The sequence below is a fragment of the Streptomyces sp. NPDC048659 genome (assembly GCF_040650575.1).
Classification (GTDB): Bacteria; Actinomycetota; Actinomycetes; order Streptomycetales; family Streptomycetaceae; genus Streptomyces.
Genome location: NZ_JBEZHM010000025.1, coordinates 1 through 15,853 on the forward strand (window position 1 = coordinate 1; position 15,853 = coordinate 15,853).

The 15,853-nt window shown below is 74.5% G+C and carries 13 protein-coding genes; 4 read left to right on the forward strand and 9 right to left on the reverse strand.

What is annotated here, in order from left to right:
• Positions 1-173: 173 nt before the first annotated feature.
• Both AB0C99_RS20160 and AB0C99_RS20165 read right to left on the reverse strand, forming a co-directional pair.
• The gene (locus AB0C99_RS20160) at positions 174-641 is read right to left on the reverse strand and encodes a hypothetical protein (RefSeq protein ID WP_362476673.1); all 468 of its coding nucleotides are present in this window, start codon (positions 639-641) and stop codon (positions 174-176) included.
• Entirely contained in the window at positions 638-2,074 is a 1,437-nt protein-coding gene (locus tag AB0C99_RS20165) for a WGR domain-containing protein (protein WP_362476675.1), read from the reverse strand. Before AB0C99_RS20165 ends, AB0C99_RS20160 begins: the two co-directional genes overlap by 4 nt.
• Before the next feature lie 187 nt (positions 2,075-2,261).
• Here AB0C99_RS20165 and AB0C99_RS20170 point away from each other — a divergent pair, with 187 nt between their 5' ends.
• Positions 2,262-3,353 carry an SPFH domain-containing protein gene (locus tag AB0C99_RS20170; protein ID WP_362476677.1) on the forward strand — a complete coding sequence of 364 codons (1,092 nt, stop codon included), beginning with the start codon at positions 2,262-2,264 and terminating at the stop codon, positions 3,351-3,353.
• 77 nt (positions 3,354-3,430) lie between these two features.
• Complete coding sequence (locus AB0C99_RS20175) at positions 3,431-4,387, forward strand: M23 family metallopeptidase (RefSeq protein ID WP_362476679.1); 957 nt, start codon at positions 3,431-3,433, stop codon at positions 4,385-4,387.
• A 27-nt stretch (positions 4,388-4,414) separates the two neighbouring features.
• Here AB0C99_RS20175 and AB0C99_RS20180 read toward each other — a convergent pair whose 3' ends face one another.
• On the reverse strand, positions 4,415-5,626 hold the full coding sequence (locus AB0C99_RS20180) for an ROK family protein (protein ID WP_362476680.1): 1,212 nt from the start codon (positions 5,624-5,626) through the stop codon (positions 4,415-4,417).
• Between the two features lie 100 nt (positions 5,627-5,726).
• On the opposite strand from AB0C99_RS20180, the gene AB0C99_RS20185 reads away from it, so the two are divergent.
• Both AB0C99_RS20185 and AB0C99_RS20190 read left to right on the forward strand, forming a co-directional pair.
• On the forward strand, positions 5,727-6,290 hold the full coding sequence (locus tag AB0C99_RS20185; protein WP_362476682.1) for a helix-turn-helix domain-containing protein: 564 nt from the start codon (positions 5,727-5,729) through the stop codon (positions 6,288-6,290).
• Positions 6,287-7,219, forward strand: a complete 933-nt coding sequence (locus AB0C99_RS20190; RefSeq protein WP_362476684.1) for a ketopantoate reductase family protein — start codon at positions 6,287-6,289, stop codon at positions 7,217-7,219. The genes AB0C99_RS20185 and AB0C99_RS20190 overlap by 4 nt, the downstream gene beginning before the upstream one ends.
• A 46-nt stretch (positions 7,220-7,265) precedes the next feature.
• On the opposite strand, the gene AB0C99_RS20195 is transcribed toward AB0C99_RS20190, so the two are convergent.
• The 6 genes from AB0C99_RS20195 to AB0C99_RS20220 form a co-directional block, all read right to left on the reverse strand.
• Positions 7,266-8,060, reverse strand: coding sequence for a maleylpyruvate isomerase family mycothiol-dependent enzyme (locus AB0C99_RS20195; protein ID WP_362476686.1), 795 nt, complete (start codon positions 8,058-8,060; stop codon positions 7,266-7,268).
• 96 nt (positions 8,061-8,156) lie between these two features.
• Entirely contained in the window at positions 8,157-11,207 is a 3,051-nt protein-coding gene (locus tag AB0C99_RS20200) for a glycoside hydrolase family 38 C-terminal domain-containing protein (protein ID WP_362476688.1), read from the reverse strand.
• Between the two features lie 81 nt (positions 11,208-11,288).
• Positions 11,289-12,581 (reverse strand): glycosyl hydrolase, encoded by a 1,293-nt coding sequence (locus AB0C99_RS20205; RefSeq protein ID WP_362476690.1) that lies wholly within the window; start codon positions 12,579-12,581, stop codon positions 11,289-11,291.
• A gap of 104 nt (positions 12,582-12,685) precedes the next feature.
• A complete protein-coding gene (locus AB0C99_RS20210) occupies positions 12,686-13,525 on the reverse strand; it encodes a carbohydrate ABC transporter permease (RefSeq protein ID WP_362476692.1) in 840 nt (279 codons plus the stop codon).
• 3 nt (positions 13,526-13,528) lie between these two features.
• Positions 13,529-14,437, reverse strand: coding sequence for a sugar ABC transporter permease (locus tag AB0C99_RS20215; protein WP_362476694.1), 909 nt, complete (start codon positions 14,435-14,437; stop codon positions 13,529-13,531).
• 8 nt (positions 14,438-14,445) lie between these two features.
• Positions 14,446-15,741 (reverse strand): sugar ABC transporter substrate-binding protein, encoded by a 1,296-nt coding sequence (locus AB0C99_RS20220; protein ID WP_362476696.1) that lies wholly within the window; start codon positions 15,739-15,741, stop codon positions 14,446-14,448.
• Positions 15,742-15,853: the final 112 nt, after the last annotated feature.

The window sequence follows — 15,853 nt, forward strand, 5'->3', positions numbered from 1 at the left end:
GGCGCCGGTGGATAAGATCTCGGCTTCGTAGAAGGCGTGCACTCGCGGCGTCAGGCGCGTGCTCTCGGCGTGCCGGGCGCACGCCCTCGTACTGGACGTACTCGGGCTTGCGCCCGGTGCGCCGAGAGTGCGTGCATGGCGCCGCGAGGCAGACGGGAGTGTGACGACAGGGCCTAGGGCCCGTCACGGTGGCCCGGCTCCACCTCCAGGAAGTGGCGGCGGCGCGGGCCCCGGTAGAGCAGGGCGTCCCAGCCGAGGCGGTCGAGGACGGCGGCGCAGGCGGTGAGCGCGGTCTCCTCCGCGCGGGCGGCGCCGGAGCCGGGCGGGCCCAGCCACTCGACCACGGCGGTGCCGGGCCGCTCGCCGGGCGTGACCCGGTAGCCGGTGGCGGTGCGGGCGCCGGTGCCGTCGACCTCCGAGGGCGGCTGCCCGGCGGCCTCCAGGGCGATCGCGACGGCCCGCACCGGGCGGCTGCGCTCCCAGTCGGCGGGGCTCGCCGCCGGGTCGCCGCCCCCGCGGTTGGCCAGCCGCCGGATCTGGAGCAGCCCGTCGAAGGCGGTCCGCACCTCGCGCGAGCGCTGGTCCGGATCCCGCCCGGACGGCGCGGGCCCGTCCCCCGTGGCGGCCTCGAAGGTGCTCACAGCAGGCGCCGGATGTCGCCGCGGACCCGGTAGAAGCCGCCCGAGGCCGGGTGCAGGGCGTCCACGACGTACCGCGCGCCGGGCTCCCGGATCGCGCGGGGGAACTGCACGTTCCACCCGGGCTCGAAGCCTTCGGTAACGACGTGGACCCGGGTCCTGCCGCCCTCCTGGACGCACTCGACGACGACCGATCCGGCGGGCGCCGAGCGGACCGCGTCGACGGCGGCGACGGTGGTCGCCGGGGCGTACGTGGGCAGGGCGGCGGCCAGCTTGATGTCCTGGGCGACCGGGACGGTGCCCTCCTGGGCGGCGGCGATGGCCGCCTCGCTCGCGTCCACGCACAGCAGCGAGCCGTCCGTGGTCACCAGGTAGAGGCGCTCGTCGCGGTACTGCATGGAGAGGGCCGAGCCGCCGCCGGTGCCCAGCTTCCACAGCCGGGTTCCGTCCTCGGCGAAGCAGTAGACGGAGGACGCGTTGTCCCCGGCGAAGACGAAGCGGCCGCCGGGCGAGGTCGCGCACGAGTAGACCGGGCTGTCGCAGCCGTACACCGCCTCGGTGCGGCCGTCCTTCTTGGCGAGCCGGTGCACCTTGCGGCGGGCGGTGCCCGCGTAGACCGCGTCCTGCTCCTGCCAGCCGAAGAGCACCCCGCCGTCGGCGGGGGTGTGCCACAGCTCGCCGCCGCCGTCGGGGGCGTAGGCCGTGACACCGGCGCTGTCGCCGTAGTAGACGCCTGCGGAGTCGGCGCGCACCATCCAGGCGTGCTCGCCGCGGCCCGCGCGGGACCACTGGTGCTCGTCCTCGTGGTCGATGACGGTGAGCCGGCCGGAGCGGTCGGCGACGTCGACGACGCCCTCGTGGATGTCCAGCCAGAAGATGTCGACGTCGGCGGCGATCTCGTAGGCGGCGAAGGGCAGCTTGGAGGACAGGTCGTAGACCCGGCCGTCGTCGCAGCCCGCGTAGATCCAGAAGTCGTCGGCGACCAGGCACTTGACGCCGTCGGGGAGGCTGAAGCGGGCGTGCACCTCGCCGCCGTGGCCCAGGGTGAAGACCTCGCCCGCCTGGTTGCCCACCCAGCAGCGCTCGTCGTCCACGTGGATACCGAAGGCGGCGGAGCCGGTGCGGAAGCGCCACAGGACCGGGGCGACGGCGCGCGCGGTGGAGGGCGCCGAGCTCACGGCGCGGCGGCTGACCGCGCGGGCGGCGCGCTCTCCCCGGACCGCCGGGGCGTACCCCTTGCGGACCTTCTCCCCTATCTTCTTCGCCGCGGCGGCCCGCGCCTTCTCGGCGGTCGGGAAGGCCGAGGTCTGCGTCTGGCCGGCCGCGCCGATCCGTCCGTAACGGACCGACACCACCGTGCCGTCGACCGTCACTTCGTAGAACTTGTGCGCGCCGCCGCCGTCCTGCGACAGCTCCAGATAGGTCTTCGTCGTCATGTCGAGAACGGTAGGGGCGACCACTGACAACGGCCCCCGGACCGGGTCCGGAAGCGGGTCCCGGGACCAAAGTCCGTCCGATTCGGGACCTTGGTCACCGCAATTCGGACATTAACCCCTGTGACCATGGTTCTGAAGATCATCAGACACGTCGTCACCTCCACGGGGGGACGGCCGGAAGGGCCACATGACCGAGCGACAGAAGCGGCCCCTGCCCGTACGCGCGCGCTGGCACGCGGACGGCATACCGATGGACGACCTCTTCCGGGCCGACCCCGCGGCGCCGACCGCGACGCTCCCCGCGCTCCCCCAGCCGGCCCGCGCCCAGGCCCGCCCCGCGCGTCCGGAGCCTAAGGACACCCGGGACGCCCCCTCGGGCCTCCCCCTCCGCCCGCCGCCGGACGACCCCGAACTCGTGGAGCGCCGCGGCCCGGCGGCCCCCGGCTGGCTCGCGGTCCTCGTCGGCCTGGGCGCGCTCGGCTGCGCCGGGACCCTGCTGTGGCGGGCCCGGCCGCTGGGTTCGATCCAGCTGCCGCCGTGGGAGTGGGCCGCGTTCGGCGGCTGCGTCGCCCTCGCGGTGCTCGCCTTCGGCGGGCTGACCCGCGGCCGGACCGGCTCCGCCTGGGTGCTCTCGCTGTTCGGCCGCTACCGGGGCAGCGTGCGGCGCACCGGCCTGGTCTGGATCAGCCCGTTCGTGCTGCGCCGCCGGATCGACGTGCGGCTGCGGCACTGGCGCAGCGAGCCGATCTCCGTGGTGGACGCGGAGGGTTCGGCGCTACGGGTGGTGATCCTGGTGGTGTGGTCGGTGAAGGACACCGCGCGGGCGCTGCTCGCGGTGGACGACCACCTCGACTACCTGCGCGAACAGGTGGAGGCGGCGTCCGCGCGGGTGCTGTCGCAGCTCCCCGCGGACGCCTTCCGGGGCGACGGGCCCACGCTGCGGGACGCGGAGGCGGTCGGCGGGACGCTGACCCGGCTGCTCGCGGCCGAGTGCCGCCCGGTCGGCATCGCCGTCTTCTCGGCCCAGCCGACCCGGATCGAGTACGCCCCCGAGGTGGCGGCGGCGATGCAGCGGCGGCAGATCGCCGCGCTCGACGCCAAGCACCGCGACTCCGTGCTGACCAGCGTGATCGACGCCGTGGACGACACGGTGTCCCGGCTGACCTCCCGGGGCCTCGTCGAGCTCGACGACTTCGAACGCCAGGCGCTCGTCAAGGACCTGACCGTGGCCTTCTACACCCGGCGCGGCGGCGGCGCGGCCGACGCGGGCCGGGAGTGACGGCACTCCCCCCTCCCCTTCCATCCCCGTATCCCCCCACCGATCTCGGCGACCCCACCGAAGAGAGCGAGCACACCATGGAGCTGCGGCCCCCCGATTTCACCGACGAGATAGCGGACTCCGCCTGCGCGTGCGCGGGCTGCGCGGCGGCCCGGACGGCCGCCCGCGCGGAGCGCGGCGGCGGCGCCGGGGCCCTGCGCGGGGTGCGCTGCGCGGTCGTCGCGACCGTCGGCGCGGTGGCCCTCGCGGGCACCGGCGCGGGCACGGCGGCGGCCCAGCCCGCCCCCTCGCACGCGGGCTGGGACGGCTCGCGCTACTGGTTCAAGAACGAGGCCGGCCAGTGGCGCTGGACCAGCCACCACTCCACGTACGCCCAGCGGACGGGCGGCACGGCCCAGAAGGCCCAACAGCCCCAGAAGTCCCATAAGGCCCAGCAGCCCCGGCGCCCGGCCGGCGAGCCGGTGTTCCCCGGGCGGCAGGGCTGGGACCCGGCGTACCGGGTGTACTGGTTCAAGAACGGCGGCCACTGGTACTGGACGAGCCACCAGGAGAAGTACGAGCGGCGCACCGGCGCCAAGGGCGGCGGCTCGGCCGGGAGTTCCCCGGGCTCCGCGCCCCAGGGCAGCGCGCGCGGCTGGACGGCGCCGGTCTCCTCGTACCACTTCACCGGCTACTACGGGCAGCGCGGCTCCTGGTCGAAGGGCTATCACACGGGCCAGGACTTCGCGGTGCCGACGGGCACCACGGTCCGGGCGATCGGGCCCGGCCGCGTGGTGCACGCCGGCTACAACCGCAGTTACGGCTACGAGGTGGTGATCCGGCACGCGGACGGGCGCTACAGCCAGTACGCGCACCTCTCGCGCATCGACGTGTCGGCGGGCCGGAGCGTGTCGGGCGGGCAGCGGATCGCGCTGTCCGGGGCGACCGGCCGGGTCACCGGCCCGCACCTGCACTTCGAGGTGCGCACCACGCCGTACTTCGGCTCGGACGTCAACCCGCTGACGTATCTGCGGGCGCACGGCGTGCGCGTCTAGCACTCACCCGCCGCGCAGCGGACCCGCTCACCCTCCGTACGCGAGCGGGTCCGCCAGGACGTCGCGGACCACGAGCGCCGCCGCGCCCCTGGCCGTGGTGGCGGTGCCGGAGGACGGGCGCAGCCGGCCGGCGTCGGGCGGCCAGAGGCCGGAGACGACCCGGTCGGCGAGCTCGGCCCCGGCGGCGGGCCCGAGCCAGGGCATCAGGCGCGGGTAGATCCCGCCGAGCACCACGGCCTGCGGGTCCAGCAGGTTGACGGCCCCGGCGAGGGCGACGCCGAGCATCCGCCCGGCCTCGTCGAGGGCGGCGAGGGTACGGGGTTCGGCGGCGGCGGCCCGCTCGGCGAGGGTGTCGAGGGAGCGGGCCCCGGCGGCGCGCAGCAGGGCGCTCTGGCCCGCGTACCGCTCCAGGCAGCCGTGCGCGCCGCAGCGGCAGCGGGGCCCGTCGGGGGCGACGGTCAGGTGGCCGAGCTCGCCCGCGTAGCCGTGCGCGCCGCGCAGCAGCCGGCCGTCCAGGACGATCGCGCCGCCGACCCCGATCTCGCCGGTGACGTGCAGGAAGCTGCGGATGCCGTCGAGCGCGCCGAACCACAGCTCGGCCAGCGCGGCGATGTTGGCCTCGTTGTCGGAGGCGACCGGCAGGGCGGGGGCGCCGGGCGGGCGGGCGGCGGCGAGGGCCGCGCCGAACAGGGCGTCCGCGTCGACGCGGTTCCAGCCGAGGTTGGGGGCCTGGCGGACGGTGCCGCCGGAGACCAGGCCGGGCAGCGCGAGGCGGACGCCGATCGGGCGTAGGTCCCGGGCCGCCGCCTCGGCCAGGACGGCGGCGGCGAGCGCGGCGGCCCGGCCCAGCACCTCGGCGGGGGCGCGGTCGCGGGCTTCGAGCGGTTCGGAGCGGCGGACCCGGTCGGCGCCGGCGAGGTCGGCGACGCAGACGCTCACGTAGTCGACGTTGATCTCGACGCCGAGCCCGGCGGGGCCGGTGGGGGCGGGGGTGAGGACGGTGCCGGGGCGGCCCGCCTGGCCGCTGAAGGTCTTGCCGGACTCGACGAGCAGCCCGCGTTCCAGGAGCTGTTCGGTCAGCGAGGAGACGGCGGCGCGGGTGAGGCCCACCCGGGCGGCGACGGCCGCGCGGGTCGTCTCCCCGGCCTCGTGCACGGTGCGCAGCACGAGGCTCAGGTTGTGCCGGCGCACGCCCGCCTTGTCGGCCTTGGGTTCCGCGGGCTGGTGGGGGCTGTTCATCGTGCGCCGAGCCTAGCCGGAGGGCGCGGGAACGGACCCGGGCCGACCGGACACCCGGAAAAGAGTTCGGTCACCGAACTGTTCGATGTATGGTCCGTCCATGACGCTTCCGCGCGACTACAGCGGCCAGACCTGCGCCCTCGCCCGCTCGATGGAGATCGTCGGCGAGCGCTGGACGCTGCTGATCGTGCGGGACGCCTTCTACGGGGTGCGCCGCTTCGGCGAGTTCGCCGGGCACCTCTCGGTGCCGCGCGCGGTGCTCACCGACCGGCTGGCCACGCTCACCGCCGCGGGCGTCCTGGACCGGCGCCCGGACACCGGCCGCCGGGAGTTCTACGCGCTCACCGGCAAGGGCGTGGCGCTGTGGCCCGCCGTCCGGGCCCTGACCTCCTGGGGCGACCTGTTCTATCCGGGCCCGGGCGGCGGCCCCCGCCGCGTCTTCCGGCACGTCGGGGACGAGGCGCCGGTCGGCGAGGACGGGCGCTGCTCCGGCTGCGGGGAGGCCGTCCCGGTCGCCGACCTGCTGGTCACGCCCGGCCCCGGGCTCGCCGCCCCCGGCCCGGACGCCGATCCGGTGAGCCGGGCGCTCGCCCGGCCGCACCGGCTGCTCACCCCCCTGCTCCCCTCCACCGTCTCCACCACAAGAAAGGCCGAACAGCGATGAGGATCCTGGTCGTCGGCGCCGGCGCCACCGGCGGGTACTTCGGGGCCATGCTGGCCCGCTCCGGACAGGACGTCACCTTCCTGGTGCGGCCGGGCCGGGCCGCCGTGCTGCGCGAGCGAGGGCTGCGGGTCGTCGGCCGCGAGGAGGAGTGGCGGCTGGACCCGGTCCTGGTCACGGCCGCCGAACTGGCCGCCGCGCCCGCCCCGTACGACCTGGTGCTGCTCTCGGTGAAGTCGACCGCGCTCGGCCCGGCGCTGGACGACCTGGCCCCGGCCGTCGGCCCGGACACCGCGATCGTGCCGCTGCTCAACGGGCTGGCCCACCTGGACGCGCTCAACGCCCGCTTCGGCGCCGGGCGGGTGCTCGGCGGGGTCGCCAAGGTGGTCACCACCCTGGACGACACGACCGGCGACATCCGACGGCTGGCCCCGCTGGCCCACCTCACGCTCGGCGAGCAGGACGGGACCGTCAGCCCGCGCGTGGCGCGCGCCCGGGAGGTCCTGGCCTCGGCCGGTGTCACCGTGTCCGTACCGGCGGACGTGCTGGCCGCGATGTGGCACAAGTGGGTGTTCATCAGCACCTTCGGCGCCGTCACCAGCCTGATGCGGGGCACCGTCGGCGACGTCAACGCCGTCCCGGGCGGTACGGAGCTGGGCACGGCGCTGCTCGACGAGATCTCCGCCGTGTCGGCCGCCGCCGGGCACCCCGTACCGGAGGAGGAACGGCGGGCGACCCTGGACGTGGTGACGGCGACGGGCTCGCCGATGGTGCCCTCGCTCTACCGGGACCTGACCGCCGGGCGGCCCACCGAGGTCGAGCACGTCTTCGGCGACCTGACGGCCCGGGCCCGCGCGCTGGCGGTGCCGACGCCGCTGCTCGACCTGGCGACCCTGCACCTGCGGGTCCACCAGGCGCGCGTCGGCGGCTGAGGCGGGGCGCCGGACCGCCGACACCAGGACGCGGGGAACAGCGAGGCTACGGCGCCGTGAACAGCCCCGGGAAGCGCGGCCCCAGCCAGGGTCTGCGGCCCCAGGCGAGGGCGCGGCCGGTGGCCATCACGGGGACCGGGTCGACGCGGCCGAGGGCCATCAGGAGGAAGGCGACGGGCTCGGTCAGCACCGTGCAGTCCGGCCGGTCCACCGGGCCGTGCGCGGTGGTGACCGTCCCGTCCGCGACGGTCACGCCGAACTGGGCGCCGCCCCACAGCCGCACCCGGTAGCGGGCGCGGAGCCCGGCGACGGCCGCCGGGTCGGCCACCCGGGGCATCACGGCGACCATGAACGGCAGGGTCAGCTCCACCCGGGCCCGGTCCACCATGTGCGGGCGGCCCAGCGCGCGGGCCAGGTCGTAGCCGTGCCCGAGCATGTGGGTGAGCAGGTAGGCGCCGAGGCCCGCCGGGTCGAGCGGGCCCAGCGGGGTCCGGACGACCTCGTCCTGGTCGCGTTCCGCCACGGCGTCCAGGAACGCCTCAGCCTGGTCGGCGATCAGGTCGGCGAGCGGGCCCGCGCCCCGCTCGGGGAAGGCCGCCAGGGCCTCCTCGTTGGCGGCGGCGATGCCCTCGGCGGTGCCGTCGGCGTACGGGCGGGCGTGCCCGGCGGCGAGCTCGGCCATCAGCCGGTTGGCCTGGCCCAGGTGGGCCGCGGTCTCCCCCACGGTCCAGGTCAGCCGCGGCACCGGCAGCCCGGTGTCGGGGGCGGCGCGCAGCACGTCCGCGATGTCCCGCGCGGTGCCGCGTATCGCGTCCCCGAGCCCTTCCGGCAGTACGGCCATGTCTCGCCACTCCTCGCGCCCCCGATGGATCAGGGCGCAAGAGTAGGGGTTGCCCCTGGCCGGTGACCAGGGGTAACCCTTACGTACGGGGGCGGTTCAGGCGCGGGCGAGGCGCAGGGTGAGCAGCTGGAACGGGCGCAGCGCGAGCACGACGTCGTCGCCCTCGACGGTCACCGCCTCCTCCCGGGGCCGCTCCAGCAGGTCGCAGAGCCTCGCCCCGGCGAGGGCGAAGCCCGCGGACAGCCGGGTGCGCACGCGCCCGCCGCCGGACTCGTAGAGCCGGACGACGACGTCGCCGCTCCCGTCGTCGGCCAGCTTCACGGCGCTGAGCACCACGGCCGGGTCGGCCACGGTGACCAGCGGCGCGGTCCCCTGGCCGCCGGGCACCCGCCTCTCGGGCTGGTTGACGAGGTACCCCTCGCGCACGGCGTCGCCGATCCCGGCGCCCGGCACCAGCGCGTGCCGAAAGCGGTGCGCGCCCTGGTCGGTGCGCGGGTCGGGGAAGCGCGGGGCGCGCAGCAGGGAGGCCCGGACGGTGGTCGTGGTGCCCCCGTCGGCGGCGCGTACCGTGCGGGTGACGTCGTGGCCGTAGGTCGAGGCGGTGACGAGGGCGACGCCCCAGCCGGGCTCCTCGAAGTGGACGAACTTGTGGTTGCACGCCTCGAACTTGGCCGCTTCCCAGCTGGTGTTGGCGTGGGTCGGCCGGTAGAGGTGCCCGAACTGGGTCTCGGCGGCGTAGCGGTCGGTGTGCACGTCGAGGGGGAAGGCGACCTTGAGGAACTTCTCCGTCTCGTGCCAGTCCACCTCGGTGTCGAGGTCGAGCCGCCCGGTCCCGGCGGTGAGCCGGACGGTCTGGACGGCCCGGGAGGAGCCGAAGGAGCGGGTAGCCCGGACGGAGACCTCGGCGGGCGAGTCGGCGGTCACGGCCAGCTCGTCGGCGCCGCCGACCCCGTCGGTGCCGTCGAGGTCGGTGACGGTGTTGCGGTAGAAGCGGTCGACGTCCCAGGCGTCCCACATGTTGGGGAAGTCGGGGTGGATCTGGAGCAGGTTGGCGGCGGCGCCGGGCGCGACCGTCTCGCGACCGGTGGCGAGGTCCACGACGGAGACCAGCAGCCCCCGGGCGTCCACCTCGGCGCGCAGCAGCCCGTCGGCGAGGACGAAGCCGCCCCCGGGCCGGGCGGTGACGGTGCAGGGGGCGGGCGGCGCGGACAGCGCGTCGGCGCGCCGGGCGCCGCCCGCCGGGACGCCGCCGCGCGGGTGCGGGGCGCTGTTGAAGACGACCTCCGCGTCACCGGATCCGGCCAGCGCCCGCTGGGCCGTCTCGATCAGGGCCGTGAGCTCGCCGGCGATCCGCCCGTAGGTGGCCTCGGCCTCGCGGTGCACCCAGGCGATGGAGGAGCCGGGCAGGATGTCGTGGAACTGGTGCAGCAGCACCGTCTTCCAGATCCGGTCCAACTCGGCGTACGGGTACGGGAGTCCGGTCCGCACGGCGGCGGTGGCGCACCACAGCTCGGCCTCGCGCAGCAGGTTCTCGGCGGCCCGGTTGCCCTGCTTGGTGCGGGCCTGGCTGGTGAGGGTCGCCCGGTGCAGCTCCAGGTAGAGCTCGCCCACCCACACCGGCGGGTCGGGGTACTCGGCCTGGGCCCGGGCGAAGAACGCGGCGGGCGGCTCCCAGCGCACCCGGGCGGAGCCCTCCAGGTCACGCAGCCGGGCCGCCTTGGCGATCATCTCGCGGGTGGTGCCGCCGCCCCCGTCGCCCCAGCCGGTGGGGGCGATGGAGTGCCGGGCGCGCCCCTTGTCCTTGAAGTTGCGGACGGCGTGGGCGATCTCCTTGCCCTGCATCGAGCAGTTGTACGTGTCGATGGGCGGGAAGTGGGTGTAGATCCGGGTGCCGTCGACGCCCTCCCACCAGAAGGTGTGGTGCGGGAAGGAGTTGACCTGGCTCCAGGAGATCTTCTGGGTCAGCAGCCACTTCGAGCCGGCCTCCTTGATGATCTGCGGGAGCCCGCCGGCGAAGCCGAAGGTGTCCGGCAGCCACGCCTCCTCGTTCTCGACGCCGAACTCGTCCAGGAAGAAGCGCTTGCCGTGGACGAACTGCCGGGCCATCGCCTCCGAGGACGGCATGTTGGTGTCGGACTCCACCCACATGCCGCCGGCCGGGACGAACCGCCCCTCCGCCACGGCCTTCTTCACCCGGGCGTAGACCTCGGGCCGGTGCTCCTTGATCCAGGCGTACTGCTGGGCCTGGGACATCGTGTAGACGAAGTCGGGCTCGTCCTCCAGGAGCGCGGTCATGTTGGCGGTGGTACGGGCGACCTTGCGGACGGTCTCGCGCAGCGGCCACAGCCACGCCGAGTCGATGTGCGCGTGCCCGACGGCGCTGATCCGGTGCGCGGAGGGCTCGGCGGGCGAGGCGAGAACACCCGCCAGCTCGGCGCGGGCGGCGGCGGCCGTACCGCCCACGTCCTGGAGGTCCAGGGCGTCCAGGGCGCGTTCGACGGCGCGCAGCACCTCCCAGCGGCGGGCGCCCTCGACAGGCAGCTCGGCCATCAGCTCGCCGAGCACCTCCAGGTCGGCTACGAGCTGCCAGACGGTCTCGTCGAAGACGGCGAGGTCCAGGCGCGCCAGCCGGTACTGCGTGGTGTCGCCCGCGGTGTCCCGGTCGCCGAGCTCGGTGGGCAGGAAAGGGTGGTAGTCGAGGATGACCGGGTTGGACGCGGCCTCGACGTGCAGCAGCACCTCCTCTCCGCCGCGCGCGGAGTCGGCGATCCGCACCCACTGGTTGCGCGGGTTGAGGCCCTTCACCGGGCTGCCGTCGGGGCGGTAGACCAGGCCCTCGCACTGGAAACCGGGCATGTTGGCGTCGAAGCCGAGGTCGATCAGCGCCTCGACGGTCCGCCCGGCCCACTCGGCGGGGACCGTGCCGGAGACGGTGAGCCAACTGGTGCCCCAGGGCGCGCCCCAGGCGTCACCGGCGGCGACGGGGGTACGGGGCGCGGCGAGGCCCTCGGCGACGGGCACGGGTTCGCCGGGGGCGGTCCAGATCCCGGCGGTCAGGGGCACGGAGACGGGGTACACGGCGGGGCGGACGCGTTCGTCGAGGACCCGCTTGAGGCGGTTCTCGACGAGGGTGCGGTCGTCATGCATGAGCGGGACTCTCCGGATCGCGAAGGGGGCGGAGGGGGCGGAGGGCAGCGGAGGGGGCGGAGAAGCGCGGCCGGTACGGGTTCAGCGACCCGCCGCCGCGGGGCCGGGGCCCTGCGGGCCGGACCCGTCCGGGGTGACGAGCTCCGTGATGCCTCGGGCGGCGAGGTACGCCGGGTCGGCGGCACGCTCGGCGAGGACCACGGCCGGGCGGGCGCCGTCCGCCGCCAGCCGCATGAACGCCTCGAAGTACGCGCCGCCGGGCGCGCACCCGGAGCGCTTCGGCGCGTCGGCGGGAAGGTCGACGACGAGGGCGGTGGTGCGGGGCGCCGGGGCGGTGGCGGTGGCGCGCGCCTCCGCGACGGCGTCGGCGAGCGCCCGGCCGGCGGGCTTGACCCGGCGGTCGTTGGTCAACAGACCGAGGCCGTATTCCAGTTCCGGGAAGTCGGCGAGCGCGCGGTCGACGTCGTGGGAGCACCACCACGTGATACCCCACAGGTCGGGGCAGTCGAGCGCGGCGGCGACGGTCGTCCGGGTGAATCCGGCCGCGCGGTCGGGCGCGATGTGCGGGGCGGGGGCGCCGACCTCCTGGAGCCAGACGGGGCGCCGGGGGTCGGTGGCCCACGCCTTGGAGAGTTCGACCAGGTAGGCGGCGTGCTGGGCGACGGCGGTGGACTCGGGGCCGTAGCGCTGGGCGGTGCCGTTGAAGACCCAGGAGTGGACGGCGGTGACGGCGCCGAGCCTGGCGGCCTGGGCCGGGGTGAAGGGGTGGTCGTCCTGGTACCAGGCGGCGTCGTAGGCGGCGTGCAGGTGGAGCCGGCCGGGGGCGCCCGCCTCGCAGGCGGCGAGCATCCGGGCCAGCCACTCCCCGGCCTGCCCGGGGGTGACCCGGTCGGGGTCGGGGTGGGGGTCGCCGGAGAACTGGTTGATCTCGTTGCCGAGCGTCATGCCGAGGAAGTTCGGCCGTTCGGCGAGGGAGGCGGCGAGGGTGCGCAGGTAGACGGCCTGCCCGTCGGTGACCTCGGGGTCGGTGAAGAGGTTGCGGCGGTGCCAGGTCCGGGTCCAGGCGGGCAGGAAGTCGAAGCTGGAGAGGTGTCCCTGGAGCCCGTCGACGGCGACGTCGAGGCCGCGCTCCCCGGCCGCGTCGACGAGGAGGCCGAGCTGCTCGACGGCGCGGGGGCGGATCAGGGTGCGGTTGGGCTGGAAGAGCGGCCACAGCGGGAAGACCCGGACGTGGTCGAGGCCGAGGGCGGCGACGGAGTCCAGGTCGGCGCGTACGGCGTCGAGGTCGAAGTCGAGCCAGTGGTGGAACCAGCCCTGACTGGGGGTGTAGTTGACGCCGAAGCGCGGACCGGTGGGCTGCTGACGAGAGGTCATGCGGGCTGCGGTTCCTTCGCGAGGGAGGGAGGTAGGGAGGGAGAGAGAGGGAGGGCTGCTGACGGGTCGGGAATGGGCGGATCGGGGCGAGCGGGCCCGGGCGGTCATCCCTTGATCGCGCCCTCCTCGACCCCCTTGAAGAAGAAGCGCTGGAGCGCCGCGAAGACGGCGACGACCGGCAGGAAGGCGATCATGGTTCCGGCGGCGATCTGCCGCGGATTGGCGCTGAAGGTGCCGTCGAGGTACTGGAGTCCGACGGTGAGGGTGTAGCGGGCGGGGTCGTTGAGGACGATCAGCGGCCACAGGAAGTCGTCCCAGGCGCCGATGAAGGTGAAGATCACGACGACGCTCAGCATCCCGCGCACGCTGGGCAGCCCGATGTGCCACAGCCGCTGCCGGACGTTGGCGCCGTCGACGAGGGCCGCCGCGTCGAGTTCGGCGGGCACCGCCCGGAAGGCGGTGTACATGAGCAACACGTTGAGCATGGCGATGGCGCCGGGCAGGGCGACCCCGAGGAGGGTGTCGGTGAGACCGAGGCTGCGGACGGTCACGTACTGGGAGACGATGGTGACCTCGCCGGGCAGCACGAGGGTGGCGACGAAGAGGCCGAGCGCGAGCCGGGCGCCGCGGAAGCGGAGCCGGGCCAGGGCGTAGCCGGCGAGGGTGGCGCCGACGACGTTGCCGACGACGGCGATGGCGGCCACGGTCAGCGAGTTCGCCGCGTAGGTCCAGACGGGGACGGTGTCGGCGACCTTGGCGTAGTTGGCGAGGGTGGGGTGCTCGGGCAGGAAGCCGGGGGTGCGCGCGAAGACGTCCTCCCCGGGGCCCTTGAGCGAGGTGGAGAGCTGCCAGAGGAAGGGGCCGACGGTGAGCGCGAGGACGAGCAGGAGCAGCAGGTAGCGGACCGCCCGGTCGGCGGCGGACGGCGTACGGCTCAGGGACATCGGTCAGTCCGCCTTCCGGTGCAGCCGGGCCAGGAACAGCATCGGGCCGACGGTGAGGACGAAGAGCAGCACGCTGAGGGCGGAGGCGTAGCCGATGTGCCCGGTGAAGCCGCGGCTGTACATCTGGATGAGCATGACGACCGACATGTCGCGCCCGCCGGGTCCGCCGGTGCCGTTGGAGAGCACGTACAGCTCGGAGAAGACGCGCAGCGCGGAGACCGAGACGAGGACGGAGATCAGCAGCATCGCCGGGCGTACGCCGGGCAGGGTGACGTGCCAGAACCTGCGGACGGCGCCCGCGCCGTCGGCGGCGGCGGCCTCGTGCAGTTCGCGGCCGACGTTCCCGAGGGCGGAGAGGTAGATGACCATGTAGTAGCCGAGGCCCTTCCACACCGTGAGGGCGATGGCGCTGAACAGCAGCAGCCAGCGGTCGGTGAGGAAGGAGACGGGGCGGTCGGCGAGGCCGAGCTGGTGCAGCAGGCCGTTGAGCAGTCCCCGCTCGTCGAGCATCCAGCCCCAGACCAGGCCGACGACGACGGCCGAGGCGACGACCGGGGTGTAGAAGGCGGTGCGGAAGAAGGTGATGCCGGGGAGCTTGCGCTCCACCAGGAGGGCGAGCAGCAGCGGCAGCACGGTGAGCAGGGGCAGGCAGACCAGCAGGTAGATGACGCTGTTGACGAGGGCGTCCGTCAACTGTGCGTCGTCGAGGGCCCGTTGGTAGTTCTCCAGTCCCGTGAAGCGTCCGCCGCCGAGCGGGCGGGCGCTGGTGAAGGAGAGGATCACGGTGTTGACGGCGGGCCACACGTTGAAGACGGCCAGCCAGACCAGCGCGGGCGCGGCGAGCAGCCAGGGCGTGATCCGCCGCCGGTGCGTCAGCGGAATCGACGACGGCTTCGGCGTCGGCATCGGCATCGCGGGGCTCAGTCCTTGATGAGGCGGTTGGCGCGGGCGACCGCCGTGTCCAGGGCCTCCTTGGAGCCCGCCTGACCGCTGACGGCGAGGGCGATCTGCTGGTTGACGACGGTCTTCACGGCGTCGTTGGCCTGGACGGGTTCGAGGACGCGGGCGGAGGCGAGCGAGCGGAAGGCGGTCACCTTGGCGTCCGAGGCGTTGGTGCCGTCGCTCCGGCTGAAGAAGGGGTCGGCGGCGGAGGCGGTGGTGGAGGGGAAGATGCTGGTCTCGCGGGCGAAGGCGGCCTGGTTGGCGGCGCTGGTCACCCAGCGGGCCAGGGCGACGGCGGCGGGCTGGTTCTTGCTGGTGCGGGGGATGGACAGGCCCTGGACGTAGAGCGGCGGGGTGCCCATGGCCGGGGAGGAGACCACCTTGGGGGCGAGCGTCGGGTTGTCGACGGCGAGGCTGGTGATGTAGTTCGCGCCGGCCGTGGTCCAGGCGGCGGTGCCGGAGGAGAACAGCTTGGTGTTGCCCGCGTAGGTCTCCGTCAGGACGTCCTTGGGCAGCAGCCCCTCCTTGTAGGCGGCGCGGTAGGTGTCGAGGACGGCGGCGGCCTCGGGGGTGTTGAAGGTGAAGGTGCGCCCGTCCGCCGACATCAGCGGGACCCCGGCGTTCGCGAGGTCGATCAGGTTGGGCTTGCGGCTCATCAGGTAGACCTGGCCGCCGGACTTCGCCTTGACGGTACGGGCCGCCGCCACGAGCTGGTCGAGGGAGGCGGGCGGCTTCTTCGGGTCGAGGCCGTACTTCGTGAGGAGTTCGGCGTTCCAGTAGTTGACGTCGGTGTTGAGATACCAGGGGTAGCCGAAGGTGCCCTGGTGGCCGGGGAACCGGTACGCGTCGAGGCCGCCCTTGACGTAGTCGGCGGCGGCGGAGGCGTCGGCGCCGGTGACGTCCAGCAGCAGCTTCTGCTTGACGAGCGGGAGCGCGAAGTCGGGGGGCAGGTTGACGACGTCGGGGAGGGTGCCGCCGGCGGACTGGCTGAGGACCTTCTCGGCGTAGCCCTCGCCGGGCTGGTCGAGCCAGTCGACCCGTACGCCGGGGTACTTCTTCTCGAAGCCGGCGATGACGCCTTCCATGTACGCGGTGAACTTCGGCTTCAGGGCCCAGGTCTGGAGCGAGACCGTGCCCTTCACCTCGCCGCCGGAGGCGGCCGGGGCGGGGGCGGCGGAGTCCTCCGCGCCGCCGAGTCCGCAGCCGGCGAGCGTCACCGCCGCCACCGCGACCGCCGTCCACCGCGCCCAGCGGCTCCTTCGTATGACTCTCACGAGGTGTCTCCTTGCTGATCGGTTGCTGATCGGTGGTGCAGGGAGTTCCGGAGGTGCAGGTACGTGAACCGGCCTTAATCGACCGACCTTGCCGAACCGGTGTTGCCGAACC